Origin of the sequence: Micromonospora sp. C31 (genome assembly GCF_018070575.1) — a bacterium.
GTDB lineage: Bacteria > Actinomycetota > Actinomycetes > Mycobacteriales > Micromonosporaceae > Micromonospora.
Map to the genome: position 1 here is coordinate 217,107 of NZ_JAGPXN010000002.1, position 18,971 is coordinate 236,077.

19 protein-coding genes and 2 pseudogenes are annotated in these 18,971 nt (G+C 73.7%); 13 read left to right on the forward strand and 8 right to left on the reverse strand.

Features of this window, described 5'->3' with window-relative positions; all coding sequences use genetic code 11:
* Nucleotides 1-4: 4 nt before the first annotated feature.
* A complete protein-coding gene (locus KBX06_RS05830) occupies nt 5-901 on the forward strand; it encodes a helix-turn-helix transcriptional regulator (protein WP_210833141.1) in 897 nt (298 codons plus the stop codon).
* A gap of 91 nt (nt 902-992) precedes the next feature.
* On the opposite strand, the gene KBX06_RS05835 is transcribed toward KBX06_RS05830, so the two are convergent.
* The 3 genes and pseudogenes from KBX06_RS05835 to KBX06_RS05840 form a co-directional block, all read right to left on the reverse strand.
* Entirely contained in the window at nt 993-1,643 is a 651-nt protein-coding gene (locus tag KBX06_RS05835; protein ID WP_210833142.1) for a futalosine hydrolase, read from the reverse strand.
* Nucleotides 1,640-1,876 (reverse strand): annotated as a pseudogene (locus KBX06_RS28660) (MFS transporter); the annotation flags it as partial. The gene KBX06_RS05835 and the pseudogene KBX06_RS28660, both read right to left, overlap by 4 nt.
* Nucleotides 1,877-2,005: 129 nt before the next feature.
* A pseudogene (locus KBX06_RS05840) lies at nt 2,006-3,427 on the reverse strand (MFS transporter); the annotation flags it as partial.
* 87 nt (nt 3,428-3,514) lie between these two features.
* Here KBX06_RS05840 and KBX06_RS05845 point away from each other — a divergent pair.
* On the forward strand, nt 3,515-4,354 hold the full coding sequence (locus KBX06_RS05845) for a DUF3027 domain-containing protein (RefSeq protein WP_210833144.1): 840 nt from the start codon (nt 3,515-3,517) through the stop codon (nt 4,352-4,354).
* Between the two features lie 45 nt (nt 4,355-4,399).
* Here KBX06_RS05845 and KBX06_RS05850 read toward each other — a convergent pair whose 3' ends face one another.
* Nucleotides 4,400-4,648, reverse strand: coding sequence for a DUF2530 domain-containing protein (locus tag KBX06_RS05850; protein ID WP_210833145.1), 249 nt, complete (start codon nt 4,646-4,648; stop codon nt 4,400-4,402).
* 87 nt (nt 4,649-4,735) lie between these two features.
* Between KBX06_RS05850 and KBX06_RS05855 the strand changes: the two genes are divergently transcribed.
* The 5 genes from KBX06_RS05855 (at nt 4,736) to thpR (ending at nt 9,337) form a co-directional block, all read left to right on the forward strand.
* Nucleotides 4,736-6,214 (forward strand): NCS2 family permease, encoded by a 1,479-nt coding sequence (locus tag KBX06_RS05855; RefSeq protein ID WP_210833146.1) that lies wholly within the window; start codon nt 4,736-4,738, stop codon nt 6,212-6,214.
* A gap of 118 nt (nt 6,215-6,332) precedes the next feature.
* Nucleotides 6,333-6,782 (forward strand): MarR family winged helix-turn-helix transcriptional regulator, encoded by a 450-nt coding sequence (locus KBX06_RS05860; RefSeq protein WP_210833147.1) that lies wholly within the window; start codon nt 6,333-6,335, stop codon nt 6,780-6,782.
* 68 nt (nt 6,783-6,850) lie between these two features.
* Nucleotides 6,851-8,134, forward strand: coding sequence for an MFS transporter (locus KBX06_RS05865; RefSeq protein WP_210833148.1), 1,284 nt, complete (start codon nt 6,851-6,853; stop codon nt 8,132-8,134).
* A gap of 102 nt (nt 8,135-8,236) precedes the next feature.
* Complete coding sequence (locus KBX06_RS05870) at nt 8,237-8,746, forward strand: hypothetical protein (protein WP_210833149.1); 510 nt, start codon at nt 8,237-8,239, stop codon at nt 8,744-8,746.
* Nucleotides 8,747-8,758: 12 nt separating this feature from the next.
* Entirely contained in the window at nt 8,759-9,337 is a 579-nt protein-coding gene (thpR, locus tag KBX06_RS05875; protein WP_210833150.1) for an RNA 2',3'-cyclic phosphodiesterase, read from the forward strand.
* Between the two features lie 96 nt (nt 9,338-9,433).
* Here the strand turns inward: thpR and KBX06_RS05880 are convergent, their stop codons facing one another.
* From KBX06_RS05880 to KBX06_RS05895, 4 genes are all read right to left on the reverse strand, one after another.
* Entirely contained in the window at nt 9,434-9,676 is a 243-nt protein-coding gene (locus KBX06_RS05880) for an aldo/keto reductase (RefSeq protein WP_307854468.1), read from the reverse strand.
* Between the two features lie 116 nt (nt 9,677-9,792).
* Nucleotides 9,793-10,878, reverse strand: a complete 1,086-nt coding sequence (sepH, locus tag KBX06_RS05885) for a septation protein SepH (RefSeq protein WP_210833151.1) — start codon at nt 10,876-10,878, stop codon at nt 9,793-9,795.
* A gap of 188 nt (nt 10,879-11,066) precedes the next feature.
* Nucleotides 11,067-12,194, reverse strand: coding sequence for a phosphoserine transaminase (gene serC, locus KBX06_RS05890; protein ID WP_210833152.1), 1,128 nt, complete (start codon nt 12,192-12,194; stop codon nt 11,067-11,069).
* A gap of 294 nt (nt 12,195-12,488) precedes the next feature.
* Nucleotides 12,489-13,595, reverse strand: coding sequence for a citrate synthase 2 (locus KBX06_RS05895; protein WP_121396987.1), 1,107 nt, complete (start codon nt 13,593-13,595; stop codon nt 12,489-12,491).
* A gap of 285 nt (nt 13,596-13,880) precedes the next feature.
* Here KBX06_RS05895 and pdxH point away from each other — a divergent pair, with 285 nt between their 5' ends.
* The 6 genes from pdxH to KBX06_RS05925 all read left to right on the forward strand — a co-directional run bounded on the left by pdxH (nt 13,881) and on the right by KBX06_RS05925 (nt 18,829).
* Nucleotides 13,881-14,510: a pyridoxamine 5'-phosphate oxidase gene (gene pdxH / locus KBX06_RS05900; protein WP_210833321.1), complete on the forward strand. Its 630-nt coding sequence runs from the start codon at nt 13,881-13,883 to the stop codon at nt 14,508-14,510.
* Nucleotides 14,507-15,814 carry an MFS transporter gene (locus KBX06_RS05905; RefSeq protein WP_210833153.1) on the forward strand — a complete coding sequence of 436 codons (1,308 nt, stop codon included), beginning with the start codon at nt 14,507-14,509 and terminating at the stop codon, nt 15,812-15,814. The genes pdxH and KBX06_RS05905 overlap by 4 nt, the downstream gene beginning before the upstream one ends.
* Nucleotides 15,815-15,867: 53 nt before the next feature.
* A complete protein-coding gene (locus tag KBX06_RS05910; RefSeq protein ID WP_210833154.1) occupies nt 15,868-16,797 on the forward strand; it encodes an aldose 1-epimerase family protein in 930 nt (309 codons plus the stop codon).
* A 12-nt stretch (nt 16,798-16,809) separates the two neighbouring features.
* Nucleotides 16,810-17,412, forward strand: a complete 603-nt coding sequence (locus KBX06_RS05915) for a nitroreductase family protein (RefSeq protein ID WP_210833155.1) — start codon at nt 16,810-16,812, stop codon at nt 17,410-17,412.
* Nucleotides 17,413-17,615: 203 nt separating this feature from the next.
* Nucleotides 17,616-17,921, forward strand: coding sequence for a type II toxin-antitoxin system VapB family antitoxin (locus KBX06_RS05920; protein WP_210833156.1), 306 nt, complete (start codon nt 17,616-17,618; stop codon nt 17,919-17,921).
* 143 nt (nt 17,922-18,064) lie between these two features.
* Entirely contained in the window at nt 18,065-18,829 is a 765-nt protein-coding gene (locus KBX06_RS05925; RefSeq protein ID WP_210833157.1) for a DUF4230 domain-containing protein, read from the forward strand.
* The last annotated feature ends 142 nt before the right edge of the window (nt 18,830-18,971 follow it).

Sequence of the window (18,971 nt, forward strand, 5' to 3'; positions counted from 1 at the left end):
GCACATGGCGGAGCGGGCCGGACCGATCGAGGTGGGGACGGCGCTGCGTGCTCTCCGTCGCCAGGCAGACCTGAGCCAGCGAGAGTTGGCGCGTCGGTCGGGCGTACCCAAGAGCACAGTGGCGCGGATCGAGGCCGATCCGGCAGCCGATCCGCGCTTGCGGACGGTGGAGCGGTTGGTCCGTGCTGCTGGTGGAGAGCTGACGGTCGGCGTCCCGACCGTCGACCAGGCCGGCACAGACGGCACAGACGGCACAGACGGCACAAACGGCACGGACGGCACCCCGGGGACCATCGCCGTGCTGCCGCCCGTTCCGCACGACGGACGACGCGACGAGGGAGGCCGCCGCTATCCCGCGCACCTCGACGTCCGCGAGGTCCGGACGCTGAAGGACTGGCCGGGTGCGTGGTGGCGGCACTGGTACGTCCCACCGGAGCAGTGGCCGGTGCGGGTACCGGAGAGGACGTACGACCTCCACCGTGGGCGACGCGACGAGCGGCGGGTACGGGAACGGGCGCGCGCCGGGGTCAGTCTCCGTCGGGTGACGGAGGGGGTGCCGGAGGGGTGCTGGCGGTTAGTGGCCCAGCTGCCGGACGGTGAGCTGGTCGGCGAACTCCGGGCACACGAACGCAGCGAAGACCTGCTGCTCGGTGAGGATCTGGGCGACCGGCGGGAGATGGTGCTGGACGGAGTCCTCGTCGCGCCCCAGTTGCGGTTCCTGGGCATCGGTCGCCGGCTGCTACAGATCCTCGGCGAGCAACTGGACGGAGCCGGTATCCGGACGGTGCGCGCCGTCGCCGACAAAGGTGGGATCGGCTTCCTGATCGCCTGCGGCTACCAGTTGGAGTCGAGCCGGCCGGCGGCCCTGCGATTCGATCGGCGACCGAAGTCCGAAAGATGATCGCCGGGCCGGCCAGCCCGGCTGATCCAGCCCAGGATTGCCCGCTGGGTGGCAGCTGAGCCGGGCCAGGGCAGGCCAGGCCAGGGCGGGCTCAGGGCAGGGCGGCGGCGGCGGCGGTGAGGGCGGCGAGCGCCTCGCGCATGCGCCAGGCGTCGCGGTCGCGGGGGCCGATCGGATTGGAGATGGTACGCAGCTCGACGAACGGGACGCCGGCCTGCGCGGCGGCGACCGCCACGCCGTACCCCTCCATGGCCTCGGCGACGGCGTCGGGGTGACGTTGGCGTAGGGCGTGCGTGCTGGCGGCGGTGCCGGTCACCGTGCTGACGGTCAACACCGCGCCCACCGTCGCCGTCGGCAGCCCGGCCCGCAGAGCGGCCAGCAGCCCCGGGTCGGCGGCGAGCGCGAGGCCACCACCGAGCCACTCCGGAGGCATGCCCAGCTCGTCCACCGGGAGGAAGCCCGCCGGGGACTCGGCGCCCAGGTCGGCGGCGACGGACACGGAGCCCAGCACCGTCGCGCCGACCTCCACCCGCCCGGCGAAGCCGCCCGCCACGCCCGCGCTGACCACGCCACGGTACGGACGCCCGGCGGCCTCGGCGAGCACCAACAGCCGGGTGGTGGTGGCGGCGGCGACGGCGGGCCCGACCCCGACCGGCAGCACCGCCGTCGACGGATCCGTGAGGCCCGCGCGGACCGCCTCGGCCTCGGCGGGCACCGCCGTGACCACCAGCAGGCCCGTCACGGCAGGGGTCCCTGCGGTTCGCGGCGGGATTCGTCGTCCGCCCCGCCCGGCCCGCCGACCGCCGAGGAGGGCCGGTAGATGTGGTAACCCGGCGGAGCCAGGGCCGGGTCGTCCAGCGGCGAGCCGCCCTGCGCCGGGGCGGGCGAGACGGGCGCCACCCCGGCGTCGGGGCCGGCCCCTGCCTCCGTGCGGGCGTCGGCGCCCGTGCCGGCTGCGTCTCCTCCGGCGCCCGTGCCAGCTGCGTCTCCTCCGGCGCCCGTGCCGGTCCTGGTTCGTGCGTCGGCCGTGTCGCCTGCGGTGCCCGTGTCGCCCGCGGTGCCCGTGCCGGTCCCGTCGTTCCTGCCGGTGCCGTTGTCGCCGCCGGCTTCGTCGGTCTCGTCGGCCAGTTCGTCGTCGGCGAGCGGGCGACCGGCGAGCCGCTCGGCACGCAGGCGGCCCGCCACCACCACGCCCCGGACGGCGGCCAGCGTGCCGACCCCGGCGGCGACGGCGATCCCGACCCGGCCGTCGAAGGGTACGAGCCCCAACCCGCCCCCGGCGACGAACGCGAGCATCAGCACCGTCTCGGAATGGGCGAACGAGCTGGCCCGCAGCCGCTCCGGGATGCGCTCCTGGATCGAGGCGTCCACGGCGAGCTTGGCGATGCCACTGGCCAGCGCGGCCACCAGACAGAGCAGGGCGACCATCGGCAGCGAGAACATCAGCGCCGCGAGGACCGCCACCCCGCCCACGATGATCATGCCGCTCGACTGGATCGCGACTGGTCGGTGGATGCGCAGCCGGGTGCCGATCGCGGTGGCGAGGAAGGTGCCCACGGCCAGCGCCGCGCCGACGAGGCCCAGCGCTCCCTCGTCGCCCAGGTCCCGGCCGAAGACGACGGTGGTCAGGTCGCCGGCCTTGATCGCGAAGGCCAGGAAGAGCAGCAGGAAGCCGTACAACCCGCGCAGCGTCGCGGCGCCGACCAGGGTGGCGATCACGAGCCGGCCGGCCGGTCGCCCCCGGCCCAGCGGGCGGTCGCCGGTGCGCCGGCCGAACACCCGCAGCGGGCGGGGCACCCGCTCCGGCGGCTCGGAGTCGGCCTTCGGTGGCAGCCGCAGGGAGATCACCATGCCGACCAGGAAGATGATCGAGGCGACCCGGAGCGGCCACTGCGGCCCGAACCAGAAGGCGGCCAAGCCGATCGGGGCCACCAGGGCGCCGGCCACGGTGCCGTAGACGCTGGCCCGGGCGCCCACCTGGGAGAGGCCCAGCCCTTCGGGCAGCAGTCGCGGGACGGCCGCCGAGCGGGCCACCCCGTAGGCCCGGGAGAGCGCCAGCACGCCGAAGGCCGCCGGATAGAGGCCGAAGCCGTGGATGTAGTCGGAGATCAGCCAGGCCAGGAAGGCCCGGCCGAGCATGGTGGCGGCCAGCGCGTACCGGCGGCCGTGGCGGAAGTGGTCGAGCAGCGGCCCCACCACCGGGGCGAGCATGGCGAACGGCACCATGGTCACCAGCAGGTAGAGGGCCACCTTGCTGCGTGCCTCGCCGAGCGGGACGTTGAAGAAGATCGTCCCGGCGAGGCCGATGGCGATCAGCGTGTCGCCGGCGCAGGAGATCGCGTGCAGGTCGAAGAGGCGGACCATGCCGACCTCGCCCCCGGCGCCCCGGGCACGCGCCCGGCCCGCCCGGCGGGTCATCCAGCGCCCACCACTGACCGAGCCCCGGAACAACAGGCGGACGGCCTTGATGCCGGTGCCGACGGTCCGCCCGAGTACGGACCGCCCGGAGCGGGAGAACAGCGGCATGTCCACCATCCTCGCCCATCCGGCCCGTCCGCGCCGCACCACTGTCGCAGAACATCAGCGGCGGGTGCCTGTCGGCCCGCCGTACGCATGGGGAACAATGGTCTGGTGACCAGGCCCGCCTCCGCCCGTGCCGCTCGTCTCGACCAGGTCTGCGCCGCCGCCGTCGAGGTGGCACGTGACGCCATCACCGAGGTCGACCCCTCGGACGTCGGCGACCATCTGCAGGCCGTCGCGGAGGGCGACCGACTCGTCACGCACTACTTCGAGTGCCGGCTCGCGGGCTACCGGGGCTGGCGGTGGGCGGTCACCGTCACCCGCGTGCCGCGCAGCCGCAACGTCACGATCTGCGAGACCGTGCTGCTGCCCGGCACGGACGCGATGCTCGCCCCCGGCTGGCTGCCGTGGCAGGAGCGGCTCAAGCCGGGCGACCTCGGCCCCGGTGACCTGCTGCCCACTCCGGCCGACGACGACCGGCTCCAGCCCGGCTACCTGCTCTCCGACGACCCGGCGGTCGAGGAGACCGCGTGGGAGCTCGGTCTCGGGCGGGCCCGGGTGCTCTCCCGCGAGGGGCGCAGCGAGGCCGCCCAGCGCTGGTACGACGGCGACCACGGTCCGTCCGCCGCGATCTCGGCCGCCGCCCCCGCCGCCGCCCGCTGCGGGACCTGCGGCTTCTATCTGCCGCTCGCCGGCGCCCTGCGGCAGGCCTTCGGGGCCTGCGGCAACTTCTACGCCCCCGACGACGGCCGGGTGGTCAGCGCCGACCACGGCTGCGGGGCGCACTCGGAGACCCTGATCGAGGCCGCCGAGACCCAGGTCGAGGAGATGCCGACGGTCTACGACGACAGCGCGGTCGAGCCCGTGGCGGTCAGCCGGGCACCGGGCTCCGTCGAGGCGGCCGAGCCGGCGGAGCCGTACGGGCACCCCTGACGCGACCGGCTGCGGGCCGGTCCGGCGGATCGGTGTCGTCGCAGGTCAGCGGCCGGTGCGGCGGCGGCGCCGGTGGGCGTCGTGCCGCATCATCACGGCAAGACCGGGGAAACCCCACAGGAAGCCGGCCAGGCAGATCCACAGCCAGTCCTGGTGACCGTGCGCGGTCAGCCAGCCGCGGAAGAAGACCAGCAACACCAGCCCGGCGAGTGCCCAGGCGGCCATCCCGGCGAGGGCGAACGGCACCATCGGCGGGTCGAGCGGCTCGGGCCGCGGTGGCTGCTCCTTCGGCACGCGGCAAGCGTACGCGATCAACTTTTCCTGCTGGCCGGTGATCTGCGACGATGCGCGCGACAACGGAAGATCACCTGCGAGGACCTGATGTCAGTAGCGCCGCCCGAGAACGGCACACCACCCGACCCAGCGCACCCGCGTAACGGTTTCGACCGGTACTTCGAGATCTCCGCCCGTGGCTCGACGATGAGCCGCGAGGTGCGCGGTGGCCTGGCGACCTTCTTCACGATGGCGTACATCGTGGTGCTCAACCCGCTCATCATCGGTGGTGCCGTCGACGGCGACGGCCAGAAGCTGTCCATCGCCGCCCTCGCCGCGGCAACCGCCCTGGTCGCGGGCCTGACGACGATCCTGATGGGCGTGGTCGGCCGGTTCCCGCTGGCGCTCGCCGCCGGCCTCGGCGTCAACGCGCTGGTCGCGTACGAGATCGCCCCGGAGATGACCTGGGCGGACGCGATGGGCCTCGTGGTGATCGAGGGTGTGATCATCGCGGTGCTCGTGCTGACCGGCCTGCGTACGGCGGTGTTCCGTTCGGTGCCGACGCAGATGAAGACGGCGATCGGCGTCGGCATCGGCCTCTTCCTGACCATCATCGGCCTGGTCGACGCCGGTTTCGTGCGCCGGGTGCCGGACGTGCAGAACAGCACCGTCCCGGTGAGCCTGGGCATCGGCGGCAAGCTCGCCAGCTGGCCGCTGCTGGTCTTCGTGGTGGGCCTGCTGCTGACCATCGTGCTGCTGGTGCGCCGCGTCAGGGGCGCGATCCTGATCGGCATCCTCGGCTCCACCGTACTGGCGATCATCGTCGAGGCGGTGGCGAACATCGGGCCGTCCTTCGTCGACGGCAAGCCCAACCCGAAGGGCTGGGCGCTGAACGTCCCGGAGCTGCCGAGGACCTGGGTGGACCTGCCGGACCTGTCGCTGCTCGGCAAGTTCAACGTCTTCGACTCGTGGGGCCGCGCCGGCTGGGTCGTGGTGCTGATGTTCGTGTTCACCCTGCTGATCACGGACTTCTTCGACACCATGGGCACGATGGTCGCGGTCGGCCAGGAGGGGAACATGCTCGACGAGCAGGGCACCCCGCCACGGGCCAGGGAGATCCTGCTGGTCGACTCGATCGCGGCGGCGGCCGGCGGTGCGGCGAGCACGTCCAGCAACACGTCGTACATCGAGAGCGCGGCCGGTGTGGCGGAGGGCGCCCGTACGGGCGTGGCCAACCTGGTCACCGGCGGGTTGTTCCTGCTGGCGATGTTCCTGGCGCCGCTGGTCGTGGTGGTGCCGTTCGAGGCGGCGTCCACCGCGCTGGTGGTGGTCGGCTTCCTGATGATGACCGCGGTGCGGACGATCGACTGGTCCGACTACGAGATCGCCATCCCGGCGTTCCTGACGATCGTGCTGATGCCCTTCACCTACTCGATCTCCAACGGCATCGGCGCCGGCCTGATCTCGTACGTGGTGGTGAAGCTCGCGCGGGGCAAGGCCCGGGAGATCCACCCGCTGCTGTACGGGGTGGCCGCCCTGTTCGTGCTCTACTTCCTGCGCGGGCCGATCGAGTCCGTGCTGCTCTGACACGCCGCCCGCTCCGGGCCGGAACGAACAGGATTCCCGGCCCGGAGCAGGGCAAACTTCTCGTGAGCATGGTCATATCGCCACTCATTCGCCTGGCTAATTAGTTAGGCTAACTATCGTGACGGAGCGGACGGTGACGGCGGAACGCATGCCACCGGCGCAGCTGGCACCGCAGCTGCGTGATGCGATCACCCGGCTCAACCGACGGGTCCGCCAGGCCCGGCCGGTCGGCGACCTCACGGTCACCCAGCTCTCCGCACTCACCAGCCTCCGGCTGGCGGGTGCGCTGACGCCTCGGGAACTGGCCGACGTGGAACGGGTGCAGCCGCCCACGATGACCAAGATCGTTGCGAAGTTGGAGGAGCGCGGCCTCGTGCAGCGCACCCCCCATCCGACCGACGGCCGGCAGGTCATCCTGGCGGCTACCGAGGGGGGACGGGCGGTGCTCGACCAGTTCGAGCGGGTCCGTGACGAGTGGCTGGCCCACCGGCTGGCCGAGCTGACCGAAGCCGAGCGGGACACCCTGCGGCAGGCTGCCGAGATCCTTCAGCAGCTGGCCCGCGCCTGACCCGCGCGTCGTGCCTCCGCGCCGTCCGACGTCGATGACGCGTACGACCGCGAGGAGGCGCACCAAGAGTGCAGGCAAAGCTGAGCACGATGTTCCAGTCGCTACAGGTCCGCAACTACCGGCTCTTCGCATCCGGGCAGCTGATCAAGCTGGTCGGCGTCTGGATGATGTTCATCGCCCAGGACTGGCTGGTCCTCGAGCTCACCGACAACTCCGCCACCGCGCTCGGCGTGGTCGTCGCACTCCAGTTCACCCCGGTGCTGCTGCTCACCCTGCTCTCCGGGCGGCTCGCCGACCGCTACGACAAGCGGATGCTGCTCCTCGTCGCGAACGCGTTCTGGACCGTGCTGGCGCTCGCCATGAGCCTGCTGGTGATCACCGGCCTCGTGCAGCTCTGGCACGTCTTCGCGTTCGCCACCCTGCTCGGTGTCTCGAACGCCGTGGAGACCCCGGTCCGGCAGGCGTTCGTCTCCGAACTGGTCGGCACGTCGCTGCTGCCGAACGCGCTCTCGCTGAACGCGGCCGTGTTCAACTCGGCCCGGATCATCGGCCCCGCCGTCGCCGGCCTGGCCATCGCCGCCTTCGACGTCGGGCCGGTCTTTCTGTTCTCCGCGCTCAGCTCGATCGCCCCGCTGGTCACCGTGATCCGGATGCACCCCGCCGAGCTGCACCGGGAGGCGCTGCCGCCACGCGACGAGCGGGCGTCGGCCAAGGTGGTCGACGGGCTGCGCTACGTCTGGCGCCGGCCCGACCTGCTGCTGCCGATGGCCCTGATGTCGGTGATCGGCATGTCGCTGTTCAACTTCCAACTGACCCTCGCCGCGTTGGCCAAGACCGTGTTCGAGACCGGTGCCGCCTCGTTCGGGCTGTTCAGCACCGCGCTGGCGGTCGGCGCACTGGTCGGGGCGCTCGCGGGCACCGGGCGGCGCAGCCGCCCCTCGGTCTGGCTGGTGCTCGGCGCGGGGGTCGGCTGCGCCAGCTTCGGCACGCTGGTGGGGCTCGCCCCGGCGTACTGGATCGTGGTGGCCCTGCTGCTGCCGACCGGCTTCTTCATGGTCTTCTTCGCCCAGGCGGCCAACCAGCGGGTCCAGCTCGGCACGGACGCCGCCTTCCGCGGTCGGGTGATGGCCCTGTGGGTGCTGGTCTTCCTCGGCACCAACCCGGTGGGGGCGCCGCTCATCGGCTGGGTCGCCGAGACCTACGGCGCCGGCGCCAGCATCTGGATCGGCGGCCTGATCTCGCTGGCCACCATCCTGGTGGCGCTCACCTGGCAGCTGCGCCGCTCCGGTGCCCGGCTGCGCTTCCGCGTCCTGCCGATGCCGCGCTTCTACGTCACCTCCGCCGACTGCTGAGCGCCGCGCCGCCCGGGGCGGGACGCTCCGTCCCGTCCGACGGATGGCGTGGATGACACGAAAGCGGTGGCGGTAAGGGGGAAAGAGGCTTAGCGTCGATACGTGGAGCTCGGGCGCGCGCTGCTGCTGATCCTGATCTTCGTCGCCGCGGCCAGCGTGCCGGTGGTGATCGCCCTGGTCTCCTGCGCGGACGAGATCATCGACCGGTTCGCCTGCGCGTACGCCGAGTGGCGGGAGCGCCGGCGGGAACGGCGCACCATCGTCCGGCTGGACCGGGCCGTGGCGGCCGACGAGCTGACCCGCGACATCGACCTCACCGGCTTCGACCGCCCCGACCGGCGTCCGCTGGAGGAACTCGCCGCCGACCTGCGCCGCCTGCGCGGCCAGGGGGTCGGCTCCGACGGCCGCCAGCCCATCTGGCACGGCATGGTCCTCCAGGCGTACGACGACCGGCTCCGGTTGGCCTGCCGGGCCCTGGGGCTCGCCGAGTACCTGGCCGAGCTGGAGGGCGTCGACCTGGAGCTGGAACGGGTCCGGGTGGAGGGCCTGCTGCACGCCGCCGGGCTGACCCTGCCCGCCGCCCGGCCCGGCCACCGACAGCGGCACCGCTGAGGGCTCGGCCGCGTGAGGCTCTTCGTCGCGCTCTACCCACCGCCCGGGGCGGTCGCGCACCTCGGCGCGCAGGTCGCCCGGCTGCGTGTCGGCGCGGCGGCCGCCGCCGGGACCAACGTCCGGCTCGCCGACCCGGCCAACGCGCACGTCACCCTCGCCTTCCTCGGCGACGTCGACGCGGACCGGCTGGTCGCCGTGGAGAGCGCGCTCGGGCTGGCCGCCGAGTGGTTCCGCGACGGCCGTCAGGCCGCGCCCCGGCTCCGGCTCGCCGGCGGCGGGCGGTTCGGGCGGGGCCGGTTCACCGTCCTCTGGGTCGACCTGCGGGGCGAGGTTCAGCCGGTGCAGGTGTTGGCCCGGCTGATCCGCTCCCGGCTGCGGCACGGCCGCCTGCCGTACGACGAGAAGCCCTTCCGCCCGCACCTGACGATCGCCCGCCCGGCCGACCGGATGTCCCCGGCCGACGTGGCCGCCGACGTGACCACCCTCGACGCCTACGAGGGGCCGCAGTGGTCGGCCGGCGAGATGGTCCTCGTGCGCAGCCACCCCGGCCCCCGCCCCACCTACGACCGCCTGGCCGCCTGGCCCCTCTGACGGCCGTCCGCTGGCCGGCCCCTACCGCCGGTACGGCGGCGCCGACCAGGGGGAACCGCACCGGTCCCGACGCGAACCCCTGGTCTGGCCGCCGGGCTACCAGGCCCACGCCTCCGGGCCGGGGCCGCCGTCACCGACAGGCGGAAACAGCTCGTCCAGGCGGGCGAGGGTGGCCTCGGCGAGGTCGACGGTCAGGGCGCCCAGGGAACGGTCGAGCTGGTCGGCGGTGCGCGGCCCGATGATCGGGGCGGTCACCCCGGGCCGCGACAGCAGCCAGCCGAGAGCCACGTCCGCCGGGTCGTGACCGAGGTCGCCGCAGAGCTTCTCGTACGCCTCGATGGTGGGCCGGTACTCGGCGAGCGCGTCGGCGGACGGCCGCTGGCGCCGCGCGCGGCCCCGCCCTCGGCCATCTTCCGCAGCACCCCGGCGACCGGGTGGGCGCCGGAGTCAGGCGGTCACGAGGACTCGCGGGCCGCCGGGCCGCTGCCGAAGAGCACGTCGTCCCAGCTCGGCAGGCGCTTGCGCGGCTTGCCGCCGGCGTCGGTCGACTCGCCGCCCGCCGCTGCCGCCGGCGCCCCCGTGCGCCGGGGCCGGAGCACCGCCAGCGACGGCACGGCCGGCACCTCCTTGGGCGCGTCCGAGTCGTCGTCGAACGCGGAACCCTGACCACCGCCGAGCAGCGCCGCCGCCCCACCGGCGACCGGCCGTTGGCGCGGCGCGTCCTGCCCCGCCAGGGCGGCCGGGGTGCGGGGTTCGAGCCCACGGCCCGAGGTCGAGCCGAGCGGACGGTCGAGGGAAGCGAGCAGGGCGTCGCGCCCGGCCCGGATCGGGTCGCGGCCGGGACGGCTGTGCTCGGCTGCCGCCGGCAGGCCGTGCCCGCCCCGGCTCGGCTCGCCGCGCGACGGGCCGGGCAGCGCGTGGCCGCCCCGCTCCGGTGCCGGCTCCTGGCCGAGGATCGGGGTGGGCCGCTCGGCGCAGAGGTACTGCGCCATGTCGTCGTGCGGCGTGACCGCCTGCCGGGTCTTGTCGAGATCCCAGATCGCCTGCGCGGTCGCCTTGCCCGACGGCCAGGTCGCCACGATCCGCCAGGTGCCGTCGTCGCGGCGCCACGCGTCCCAGGAGATCTTCTCGGTGTCGATGCCGTGCTGGGCCAGCCGACCGTTGACCACCTCGGCCAGCGGGGTGGGCTTGTCGGCGCCCTTGAGCCGGGTGCGGCGGGCGTGCTGGGCGAGCATCGCCCGCTCCTGGAGCACCGGGCCGGCGTAGCGCAGCACCCGGTCGACGGGCACGCCCGCGATGCGGGCGACGTCCTCCGCGGACTCGCCGGAGCGGATCTTCGCCTGGATGTCCCGAGGGGAGAGTGAGGGCACCGGATCGGCGGTCGTCGTCGGGGCCACCGCGAGCGGCGGGGCGCCGGGCTCGGCGTGCAACGCGCCGGCGATCCGCTCGTCGATGGGCAGGGCGAGCAGTCGCCCGACCTCGTCGGCGAGCACCAGGGCCTGGCCGTCCTCGGAGAGGGCGACGAAGCGTACTGGGCGCATGGCGTTGCCTCCGTCCCGCTTCGCTGGCCGTCACGCCACGAGCCGGCCACCCGGGCGTCCTCGCACCACCGTACGCGCATCTGCCCACAGGTGGGGGATGCGACACCCGCATGTCGCGACTGAGCTGCGACGATGGTCACGGTCGGTGGCCCCCGACCCGGCCGGCGGCCCCCGACCGTGTCGGCGAGTCAGAGTCGCGCGGCCACGGAGTCGCTCGACCCGGTCAGGGCCTCGACGTCGGCCGGCTCGACGGCCGGGAAGAGCGCGACGCGAAGCTGGTTGCGGCCCAGCTTCCGGTACGGCTCGGTGTCCACGATGCCGTTGGCGCGCAGCGCCCTGGCGATCGCGGTGGCGTCCACGGAGTCGGCGAAGTCGATGGTGGCGACCACGTTGGAGCGCAGCGCCGGGTCGGTGACGAACGGCGTCGCCACCTCGGAGCGCTCCGCCCAGCCGTACACGATCGCGGCGCTCTCGGCCGTGCGCTTGGCCGCCCAGGCCAGCCCGCCCTGGGAGTTCATCCAGTCGGTCTGCTCGGCGGCCAGGAAGATGGTGGCCAACGCCGGGGTGTTGTAGGTCTGCTCCAACCGCGAGTTGTCGATCGCGGTGACCAGGTCGAGGAAGGCCGGGATGTAGCGGCCGGACGCCTTGATCTCGCCGGCCCGCTCCAGCGCGGCGGGTGACATCAGGGCCAGCCACAGGCCGCCGTCGGAGCCGAAGCACTTCTGCGGGGCGAAGTAGTAGACGTCGGTCTCGCCGACGTTGACGTCCAGCCCGCCGGCGCCCGAGGTGGCGTCGACCAGCAGCAGCGCGCCGGGATCCGCGCCGGCGACCCGGCTGATCGGCACCGCGACGCCGGTCGAGGTCTCGTTGTGCGGGGTGGCGTAGACGTCCACCCCGGCCTCGGCGGTCAGGGCGGGGGCGCTGCCCGCCTCCGACTTGCGAACGGTGGGCTCGCCGAGGAACGGGGCGTCCCTGACCGACTTGGCGAACTTCGCGCCGAACTCGCCGAAGCTCGCGAACTGGGCCCGGTCACGGACCAGGCCGAACGTCGCGACCTCCCAGAACGCCGTCGTGCCGCCGTTGCCCAGCACCACCTCGTAGCCCTCGGGCAGGGAGAAGAAGTCGGCGATGCCGCGGCGCAGCCGGGCCACCTGGTCACGGACGGTCTTCTGCCGGTGCGAGGTGCCCAGGTAGCTGGTCGTCACCTCGGTGAGGGCGGAGACCGCCGCCGGACGGACCTTGGAGGGCCCGCAGCCGAACCTCCCGTCGGCGGGCTTGAGGTCGTCGGGAATCCGGATGGTCGGTGCGTCAGCCACGGTTGTCGAGATCCTTCCGCATGGGCGAGGGCGGGCCCGGTGTTCAGGCGGGCGCGGATCGGACGGCGGACGCGCGCTCAGGCGTACGACGTGGCCGGGACCCGGGCCCGGTCCGGCGACACTGCCGGCCTTCATCCTCCCACCCGGGCGGGCCGGTCCGGCCGCTGGTCCCACCAGCGGCGCTGAGGCGTGCACCACAACCCATCCGGGTGCGCCACCTCCGACGTCGCATCCGGATGTAAGGAAGGGCCCCTTCCTAACGCAATGCGTTAGGAAGGGGCCCTTCCTTACATCTCAGACGCCGTGCGGGATGGCGTCCCAGCCCTCGACCTCGCTGGGCTTGCGGGTGCCCGGGCCGACGTAGCGGGCCGAGGGGCGGACCAGCCGCTGGAGCTTCTTCTGCTCCAGGATGTGCGCGCTCCAGCCGCCCATCCGGGCGCAGGTGAACATGGAGGTGAACATGTGGGCCGGCACCTCGGCGAAGTCGAGCACCACGGCCGACCAGAACTCGACGTTGGTGGCGAGCACCCGGTCCGGCCGGCGGGCCTGGAGCTCGGCCAGGGCGGCCTTCTCCAGCGCCTCGGCGATCTCGAAGCGCGGCGCGCCCAGTTCCTTGGCAGTGCGGCGCAGCACCCGCGCGCGCGGGTCCTCGGCCCGGTAGACGCGGTGGCCGAAGCCCATCAGCCGCTCGCCCCGGTCGAGCACGCCCTTGACGTAGCCCTCGGCGTCGCCGCTGCGTTCGACCGCCTCCAGCATGCTCAGCACGCGGGACGGGGCGCCGCCGTGCAGGGGGCCGGAGAGGGCGCCGATGCCGGAGGAGATGCAGGCCGCGGCGTCCGCGCCGGTGGAGGCGACGATGCGGGCGGTGAAGGTGGAGGCGTTCAGGCCGTGTTCGGCGGCCGAGATGAAGTAGGCGTCGACGGCCTTGACGTGCCGGGGGTCCGGCTCGCCCCGCCAGCGCTTCATGAAGCGCTCGACGATGGTGGACGCCTTGTCGATCTCCTTCTGCGGCACGGCCGGCAGGCCCAGGCCGCGCGCCGACTGGGCGACGAAGGAGAGCGCGGTGACCGACACCCGGGCCAGGTCCTCGCGGGCCTGCTCGTCGGAGATGTCGAGCAGCTGGTTGAGACCCCAGTACGGGGCGAGCATCGCGACGGCGGACTGCACGTCCACCCGGATGTCGCCGGAGTGCACCGGCACCGGGAACGGCTCCGCCGGCGGCAGGCCCGGGCCGAAACGCCCGTCGACCAGCAACGCCCACACGTTGCCGAAGGAGACCTGGCCGATCAGATCCTCGATGTCGACCCCGCGATAGCGCAGCGCTCCGCCCTCGCGGTCGGGTTCGGCGATCTCGGTCTCGAAGGCTACGACGCCCTCCAGTCCGGGTTTGAAATCGGCCATGTCGCTCTCCTGGATCTGCTCGGTGCGCCCGCCCGGGGCTCCGGTCCCGGCCCAGCCGGGCGAGCGCCTTAGGCGACCCTCAGGGATGTGTTCGTGACATCTTGCCTGCTGGGTAACCGGATCCGCGACCCACGACGACTGTGCCGCACACGACATCCCCGGTCCGGACGGCACGGACCGCGTCGGTGACACTGTGCGGTGTGGGCTGGCCTGCGTCGCAGAGGGTGAGCCGGGTCGACGAGGAGGAGAGGGAACGTGACGGGGGACACAGCCCGGCCGGCGGGCATGCGTAACGAGTACGCCGCGGAGCTGGGCCTTTCCGAGGCGGACCTGGCCGCCGACTGGCACGGTCAGTTCGCCCGCTGGTTCGCCGACGCCGTCGCCGCCGGGTTGCCCGAGCCGAACGCGATGGTGGCCGGCACGGCCGACGCCGCGGGCCGCCCGAGCGCGCGGACGGTGCTGCTGAAGGGGTACGACCCGGAGGGCTTCGTCTTCTTCACCAACCACGGGTCCCGCAAGGGCGCCGAGGTGGCCGCCAACCCGTACGTGAGCCTCGTCTTCCCCTGGTTCCCGATGCACCGGCAGGTGGTGGTCGCCGGCCGGGCCGAGCGGGTCGACCGGGCGGAGACGGAGGAGTACTTCGCCAGCCGGCCGCGCGGCTCCCAGCTCGGTGCCTGGGCCAGCACCCAGTCCCGGGTGATCGGCGACCGGGCCGTGCTGGACGAGGCGTACCGGGCGGCGGCGGAGCGGTTCGCCGAGGTCGAGCCGATCCCCGCCCCGCCGCACTGGGGTGGGCTGCGGGTGCGGCCGGATTCCGTGGAGTTCTGGCAGGGCCGGGCCAGCCGGCTGCACGACCGGCTGCGGTTCCGGCGCACCGGGGCCGGGGAGTGGACCGTGGAGCGGCTGGCTCCGTGACCCAGCTCAAGGACGCCCGGCCGGGCGGGCTGCGTCGCTTCGCGATCGACCTGAGTCCGCTGGCCGTGCCGGCCTACCGGCGGATGTGGCTGGGCAACGGCATCGCGATGTTCGGCATCCAGCTGACCGCGGTCGCCGTGCCGGTGGAGATGTACGCGCTGACCGGCAGCTCGCTGTGGGTCGGCCTGATCGGGATCGCGGCGTTCCTGCCGCTGTTGGTCTTCGGGCTCTGGGGCGGCGCGGTCGCCGACACGCACGACCGGCGCAAGGTGCTCCTGGCGACCTCGGCGGTGCTCTGGGTCGCCACGTTCGCCCTGGTGGTGCAGGCGGTGCTCGGCGTCGGCAGCCCGCTGCTGCTGCTCGCCCTGGTGGCGGTGCAGTCGATCGCCTTCGCGGTCGGTTCGCCCACCCGCAACGCGATCCTGCCCCGGCTGGTGCCGGGGGAGCTGGTGCCGGCGGCGACCACGCTGAACTTCACCACGTACACGGCCGCCTCGGTATTCGGCCCGCTGGCCGCCGGCCTGATCTTCGCCGGGTGGGGCACGGATCTGGGCCTGCCCGTCGCGTACGCGGCCGACGCGGTGCTCTTCACGGTCGCCGTCTGGGCGACCGTCAAGCTGCCGGCCATGCCGCCGGAGCGGGACCCGGACGCGGGCCCGGCCGCCACCCCGCGGCGGGCCGGGCTGGCCAGCATCGTCGACGGGCTGCGTTACCTGGCGACCACGCCGGTGCTGCTGCTCTCCTTCGTCATCGACCTGATCGCCATGGTGCTGGCGATGCCCCGGGCGCTCTTCCCGGAGATCGCCGAGGAGCGCTTCGGTGGCGGCGCGGCGGTCGGCTGGCTCTACAGCGCGATCGCGGCGGGGGCGATGCTCGGCGGGCTGACCTCCGGGTGGATCGGCCGGCTGCGCCGGCAGGGACTGGTGCTTGTGGCGGCGGTGGTCGGCTGGGGGCTGGCCGTGGCGGCGGCCGGGCTGGCCGGCCAACTCTGGCTGATGGTGCTGCTGCTCGCGGTGGCCGGGGCGGCCGACCTGGTCAGCGCGGTGCTGCGGCAGTCGCTGCTGCTGGTCTACGCGCCGGACCGGATGCGCGGGCGGCTCATGGGCGTCAACACGGTGGTCATCGCCGGTGGCCCGCGCCTGGGCGACCTGCGGGCCGGCGCGGTGGCGGCCGGCTTCGGCGGCGGCGTCGCCTGGGTCAGCGGCGGTCTGCTCTCGGCGGTGCTCGCGGTGCTGCTCGCGGTGGCGTTCCCGGTGCTGCTGCGCTACCGGGCGGGGACCTCCACCGGCGGTCACCGGGCGTGACGGGACCGGTCGTGGCGAGCGACGGTAGGGCGGGAACCGTTAGGGTCCCCGGCATGGAGACCCCCGACCAGCGTCCGCCCTCGGGCGCACAGTGGACCATTTCGGCCGCCGGCCACGAGGCCGTCATCGTGGAGGTGGGCGGCGGGGTCCGGACATACCGGCACGACGGGACCGACCACCTCGACGGGTACGACGTCGACGAGCTCTGCCCCGGCTGCGCCGGGCAGGTGCTGGCCCCCTGGCCGAACCGGATCCGCGACGGGCGCTACACCTTCGGTGAGCGGTCGTTGCAGCTCACGCTCAGCGAACCGGACCGGGGCGTGGCCATCCACGGGCTGGTCAACTGGGTGCCGTGGCGGCTGGTGGAGCAGTCGTCCGACGCGGTGACCGTCGGCTACGACCTGCCGCCGCAGCCGGGCTTCCCGTGGCCGCTGCGGCTGCGCACCCGGTGGAGCGTCGGCCCGGACGGCCTGCGCGCGGAGCACGAGGCGACGAACCTCGGCGGGGAGCCGGCGCCCTTCGGCTTCGCGGTGCACCCGTACCTGCGGGTGCCCGGGGTGGCGGTGGACGACCTGTCGATGCGGCTGCCGGCCCGGACCCGGTTGCAGGTGGACTCGCGGCTGCTGCCGATCGGGGGCACCCCCGTCGCCGGCACCGAGTACGACTGGACCAGCCCTCGCCGGATCGGCGGCGCCCGGCTCGACCTCTGCTTCGGTGACGTGGTGCGCGACGACGACGGCGGCTCGGTGGTCAGCCTGGCCGCCCCGGACGGCGCGGCGGGCGTGCGGATCTGGGCGGACCGGGAGTTCGGCTGGTGGCAGGTGTTCACCGGCGACGCCCTGCCCGGCGAACGGCGGCGTCGGTCGGTGGCGGTGGAGCCGATGACCTGCCCGCCGGACGCGTTCCGCTCCGGCCGGGACGTGATCACCCTTAAGCCGGGCGCGACCTGGCGGGGTGTCTGGGGCGTACGGCCCGGGGTCTGAGCGGGGGAGCGCATGGAGTTCAGCGAGGTGGTCCGGCGGCGCCGGATGGTGCGCAACTACGACCCGGACCGTCCCGTCCCGCCCGACGTGGTGCAGCGGCTGCTCGACCACGCGGTGCGTGCGCCGTCGGCCGGTTTCGCCCAGGGCTGGGGTTTCCTGGTGCTGGAGGCGCCGGAGGACCGGGAGCGGTTCTGGGCGTCGACCACCCCGGACGGCGGCGGTCGGGAGCGGTGGCTGGCGGGGATGCGGCGGGCCCCGCTGATCGTCGTCCCGCACGCGAACCGGTCGGCCTACCTGGAGCGGTACGCGGAACCGGACAAGGGCTGGGCGGACCGCTCGACGGAGCGCTGGCCGGTGCCCTACTGGTACGTGGACACCGGTTTCGCCGCCCTGCTGATGCTGCTGACCGCCGTGGACGAGGGGCTGGGTGCGTGCTTCTTCGGCATCCCCGCCCAGCGCCTCGACGCGTACCGGGAGGCGTTCGGGGTGCCGGCGGAGTACGAGCCCGTCGGCGCCGTCACGGTGGGTTATCGTGCCCCCGACCATCGGTCACCGTCGCTGCGTCGGGGGCGCCGCCCGGCGGCCGAGGTGGTCCGGCGGGGGCGGTGGAGCTGACCGGCACCGGGGGGCCGGATCATTCGTCTCGTCCGGTGGCGAACCGGACGCCGGGTGGTGAAACTGACATCAGGGAGCAGAAACGCGGTGTGGTGCAGCCCGCTACGCTGGCACGGTCATCGGTGCCGCGGGTCGCGGCACCACGCCGTGACCCGACCCGGTGTCGTGGGTCGGCCCGGCCAGGGGGAGGGGAGCGTGCCGTCGTGATCTTCAGAGCGGTCCGGGACGGGCGTCCCTACCCGGAGCACAACCTGACGCTCAAGCAGTGGGCGGAGATCCCGCCCAGGCCGCTGCGCCTGGACCAGTTGATCACCACCAAGCGCGAGCTGGCCCTGGACAAGCTCCTCGCCGAGGACTCCACCTTCTACGGCGACCTCTTCCCGCACGTCGTGCAGTGGAACGGCGGGCTCTACCTGGAGGACGGGCTGCACCGCGCTCTGCGGGCGGCGCTGCAGCAGCGCAACCAGATCCACGCCCGGGTGCTCGTCCTCTCCGGGCCCATGGAGTGAGCGGGGTCCGCCGACTGCCCGGCCCGTCCTGACCCGTGGTTGTGCCGGATGGGCGCGGCGGCGTGCCCTTCGCCGAGCGGCTGTCGCACAGGAGCCGTACCGTCATCCGCAGACGACGAGTCTGACCGAGGACGGTGAGGGCCATGGCCCGCGACGGTGACATCAACGAGCCCACGAGGGAGTTCCCCGGCTATCCGACCGGCGAGGCGCTCAAGGAGCGCTCGGCTGTCACGACCGAGCCGGAGCCGGGTGCGCCACCGCGGGCGGGCGGGCCCGCCCGCGGCCTGCTCTGGGTGCTCGGGGCGGCGGCGCTGGCGGTGGTGGTGCTGCTGGGCGTGCAGGCCACCGGCCTGCTGCCGGACTTCCGCAACCCGTTCGCCAAGGAACAGACCGACCGCAGCCAGCCGCCGCTGCTCAAGTCGATCCAGGATCTCAGCCGCTACGTCGCGGCCGAGGGCAACTTCCAGGTGGTCGTCGACCTCCAGAACGACCGGCGCAACGTGCCGGACTGGCTGCTCAGCCAGCGCACCCTCTTCGTCGGCGCCGGCAGCGTGGAGGCGTACGTCGACTTCACCAAGATCTCCGAGGGCGCGGTGGTCGAGTCGGCCGACGGCAAGTCGGTGGAGATCAGGCTGCCGGCGCCGCAGCTCGGCAAGACCAACCTGGACCTGGAGAAGAGCTACGTCTTCGCCGAGGAGCGTGGGCTGCTCAACCGGGTCGGCGAACTGGTCAAGGGCGACCCCAACCGCCAGCAGCAGGTCTACCAGCTCGCCGAGGAGCGGATCACCACCGCCGCCCGCGACAGCGGCCTGACCCAGCGGGCCGAGGAGAACACCCGCAAGATGCTGGAGGGACTGCTGCGCTCCCTCGGCTACGAGAAGGTGACGGTCACCTACACCGCACCGTGACGGCGCTCGCCCCGGCGTGACGGCGCTCGCCCCGGCGTGACGGCGCTCGCCCCGGCGTGACGGCGCTCGCCCCGGCGTGACGGCGCTCGCCCCGGCGTGACGGCGCTCGCCCCGGCGTGACGGCGCTCGCCCCGGCGTGACG

Coding starts and splice junctions, on each gene's coding strand:
- KBX06_RS05830 (WP_210833141.1), top strand. CDS start 5: ATGGCGGAGCGGGCCGGACCGATCGAGGTGGGGACGGCGCTGCGTGCT.
- KBX06_RS05845 (WP_210833144.1), top strand. CDS start 3,515: ATGGGGAACAATGGTCTGGTGACCAGGCCCGCCTCCGCCCGTGCCGCT.
- KBX06_RS05855 (WP_210833146.1), top strand. CDS start 4,736: ATGTCAGTAGCGCCGCCCGAGAACGGCACACCACCCGACCCAGCGCAC.
- sepH (WP_210833151.1), bottom strand. CDS start 10,878: ATGCGCCCAGTACGCTTCGTCGCCCTCTCCGAGGACGGCCAGGCCCTG.
- KBX06_RS05895 (WP_121396987.1), bottom strand. CDS start 13,595: ATGGCCGATTTCAAACCCGGACTGGAGGGCGTCGTAGCCTTCGAGACC.
- pdxH (WP_210833321.1), top strand. CDS start 13,881: ATGCGTAACGAGTACGCCGCGGAGCTGGGCCTTTCCGAGGCGGACCTG.
- KBX06_RS05910 (WP_210833154.1), top strand. CDS start 15,868: ATGGAGACCCCCGACCAGCGTCCGCCCTCGGGCGCACAGTGGACCATT.
- KBX06_RS05915 (WP_210833155.1), top strand. CDS start 16,810: ATGGAGTTCAGCGAGGTGGTCCGGCGGCGCCGGATGGTGCGCAACTAC.
- KBX06_RS05925 (WP_210833157.1), top strand. CDS start 18,065: ATGGCCCGCGACGGTGACATCAACGAGCCCACGAGGGAGTTCCCCGGC.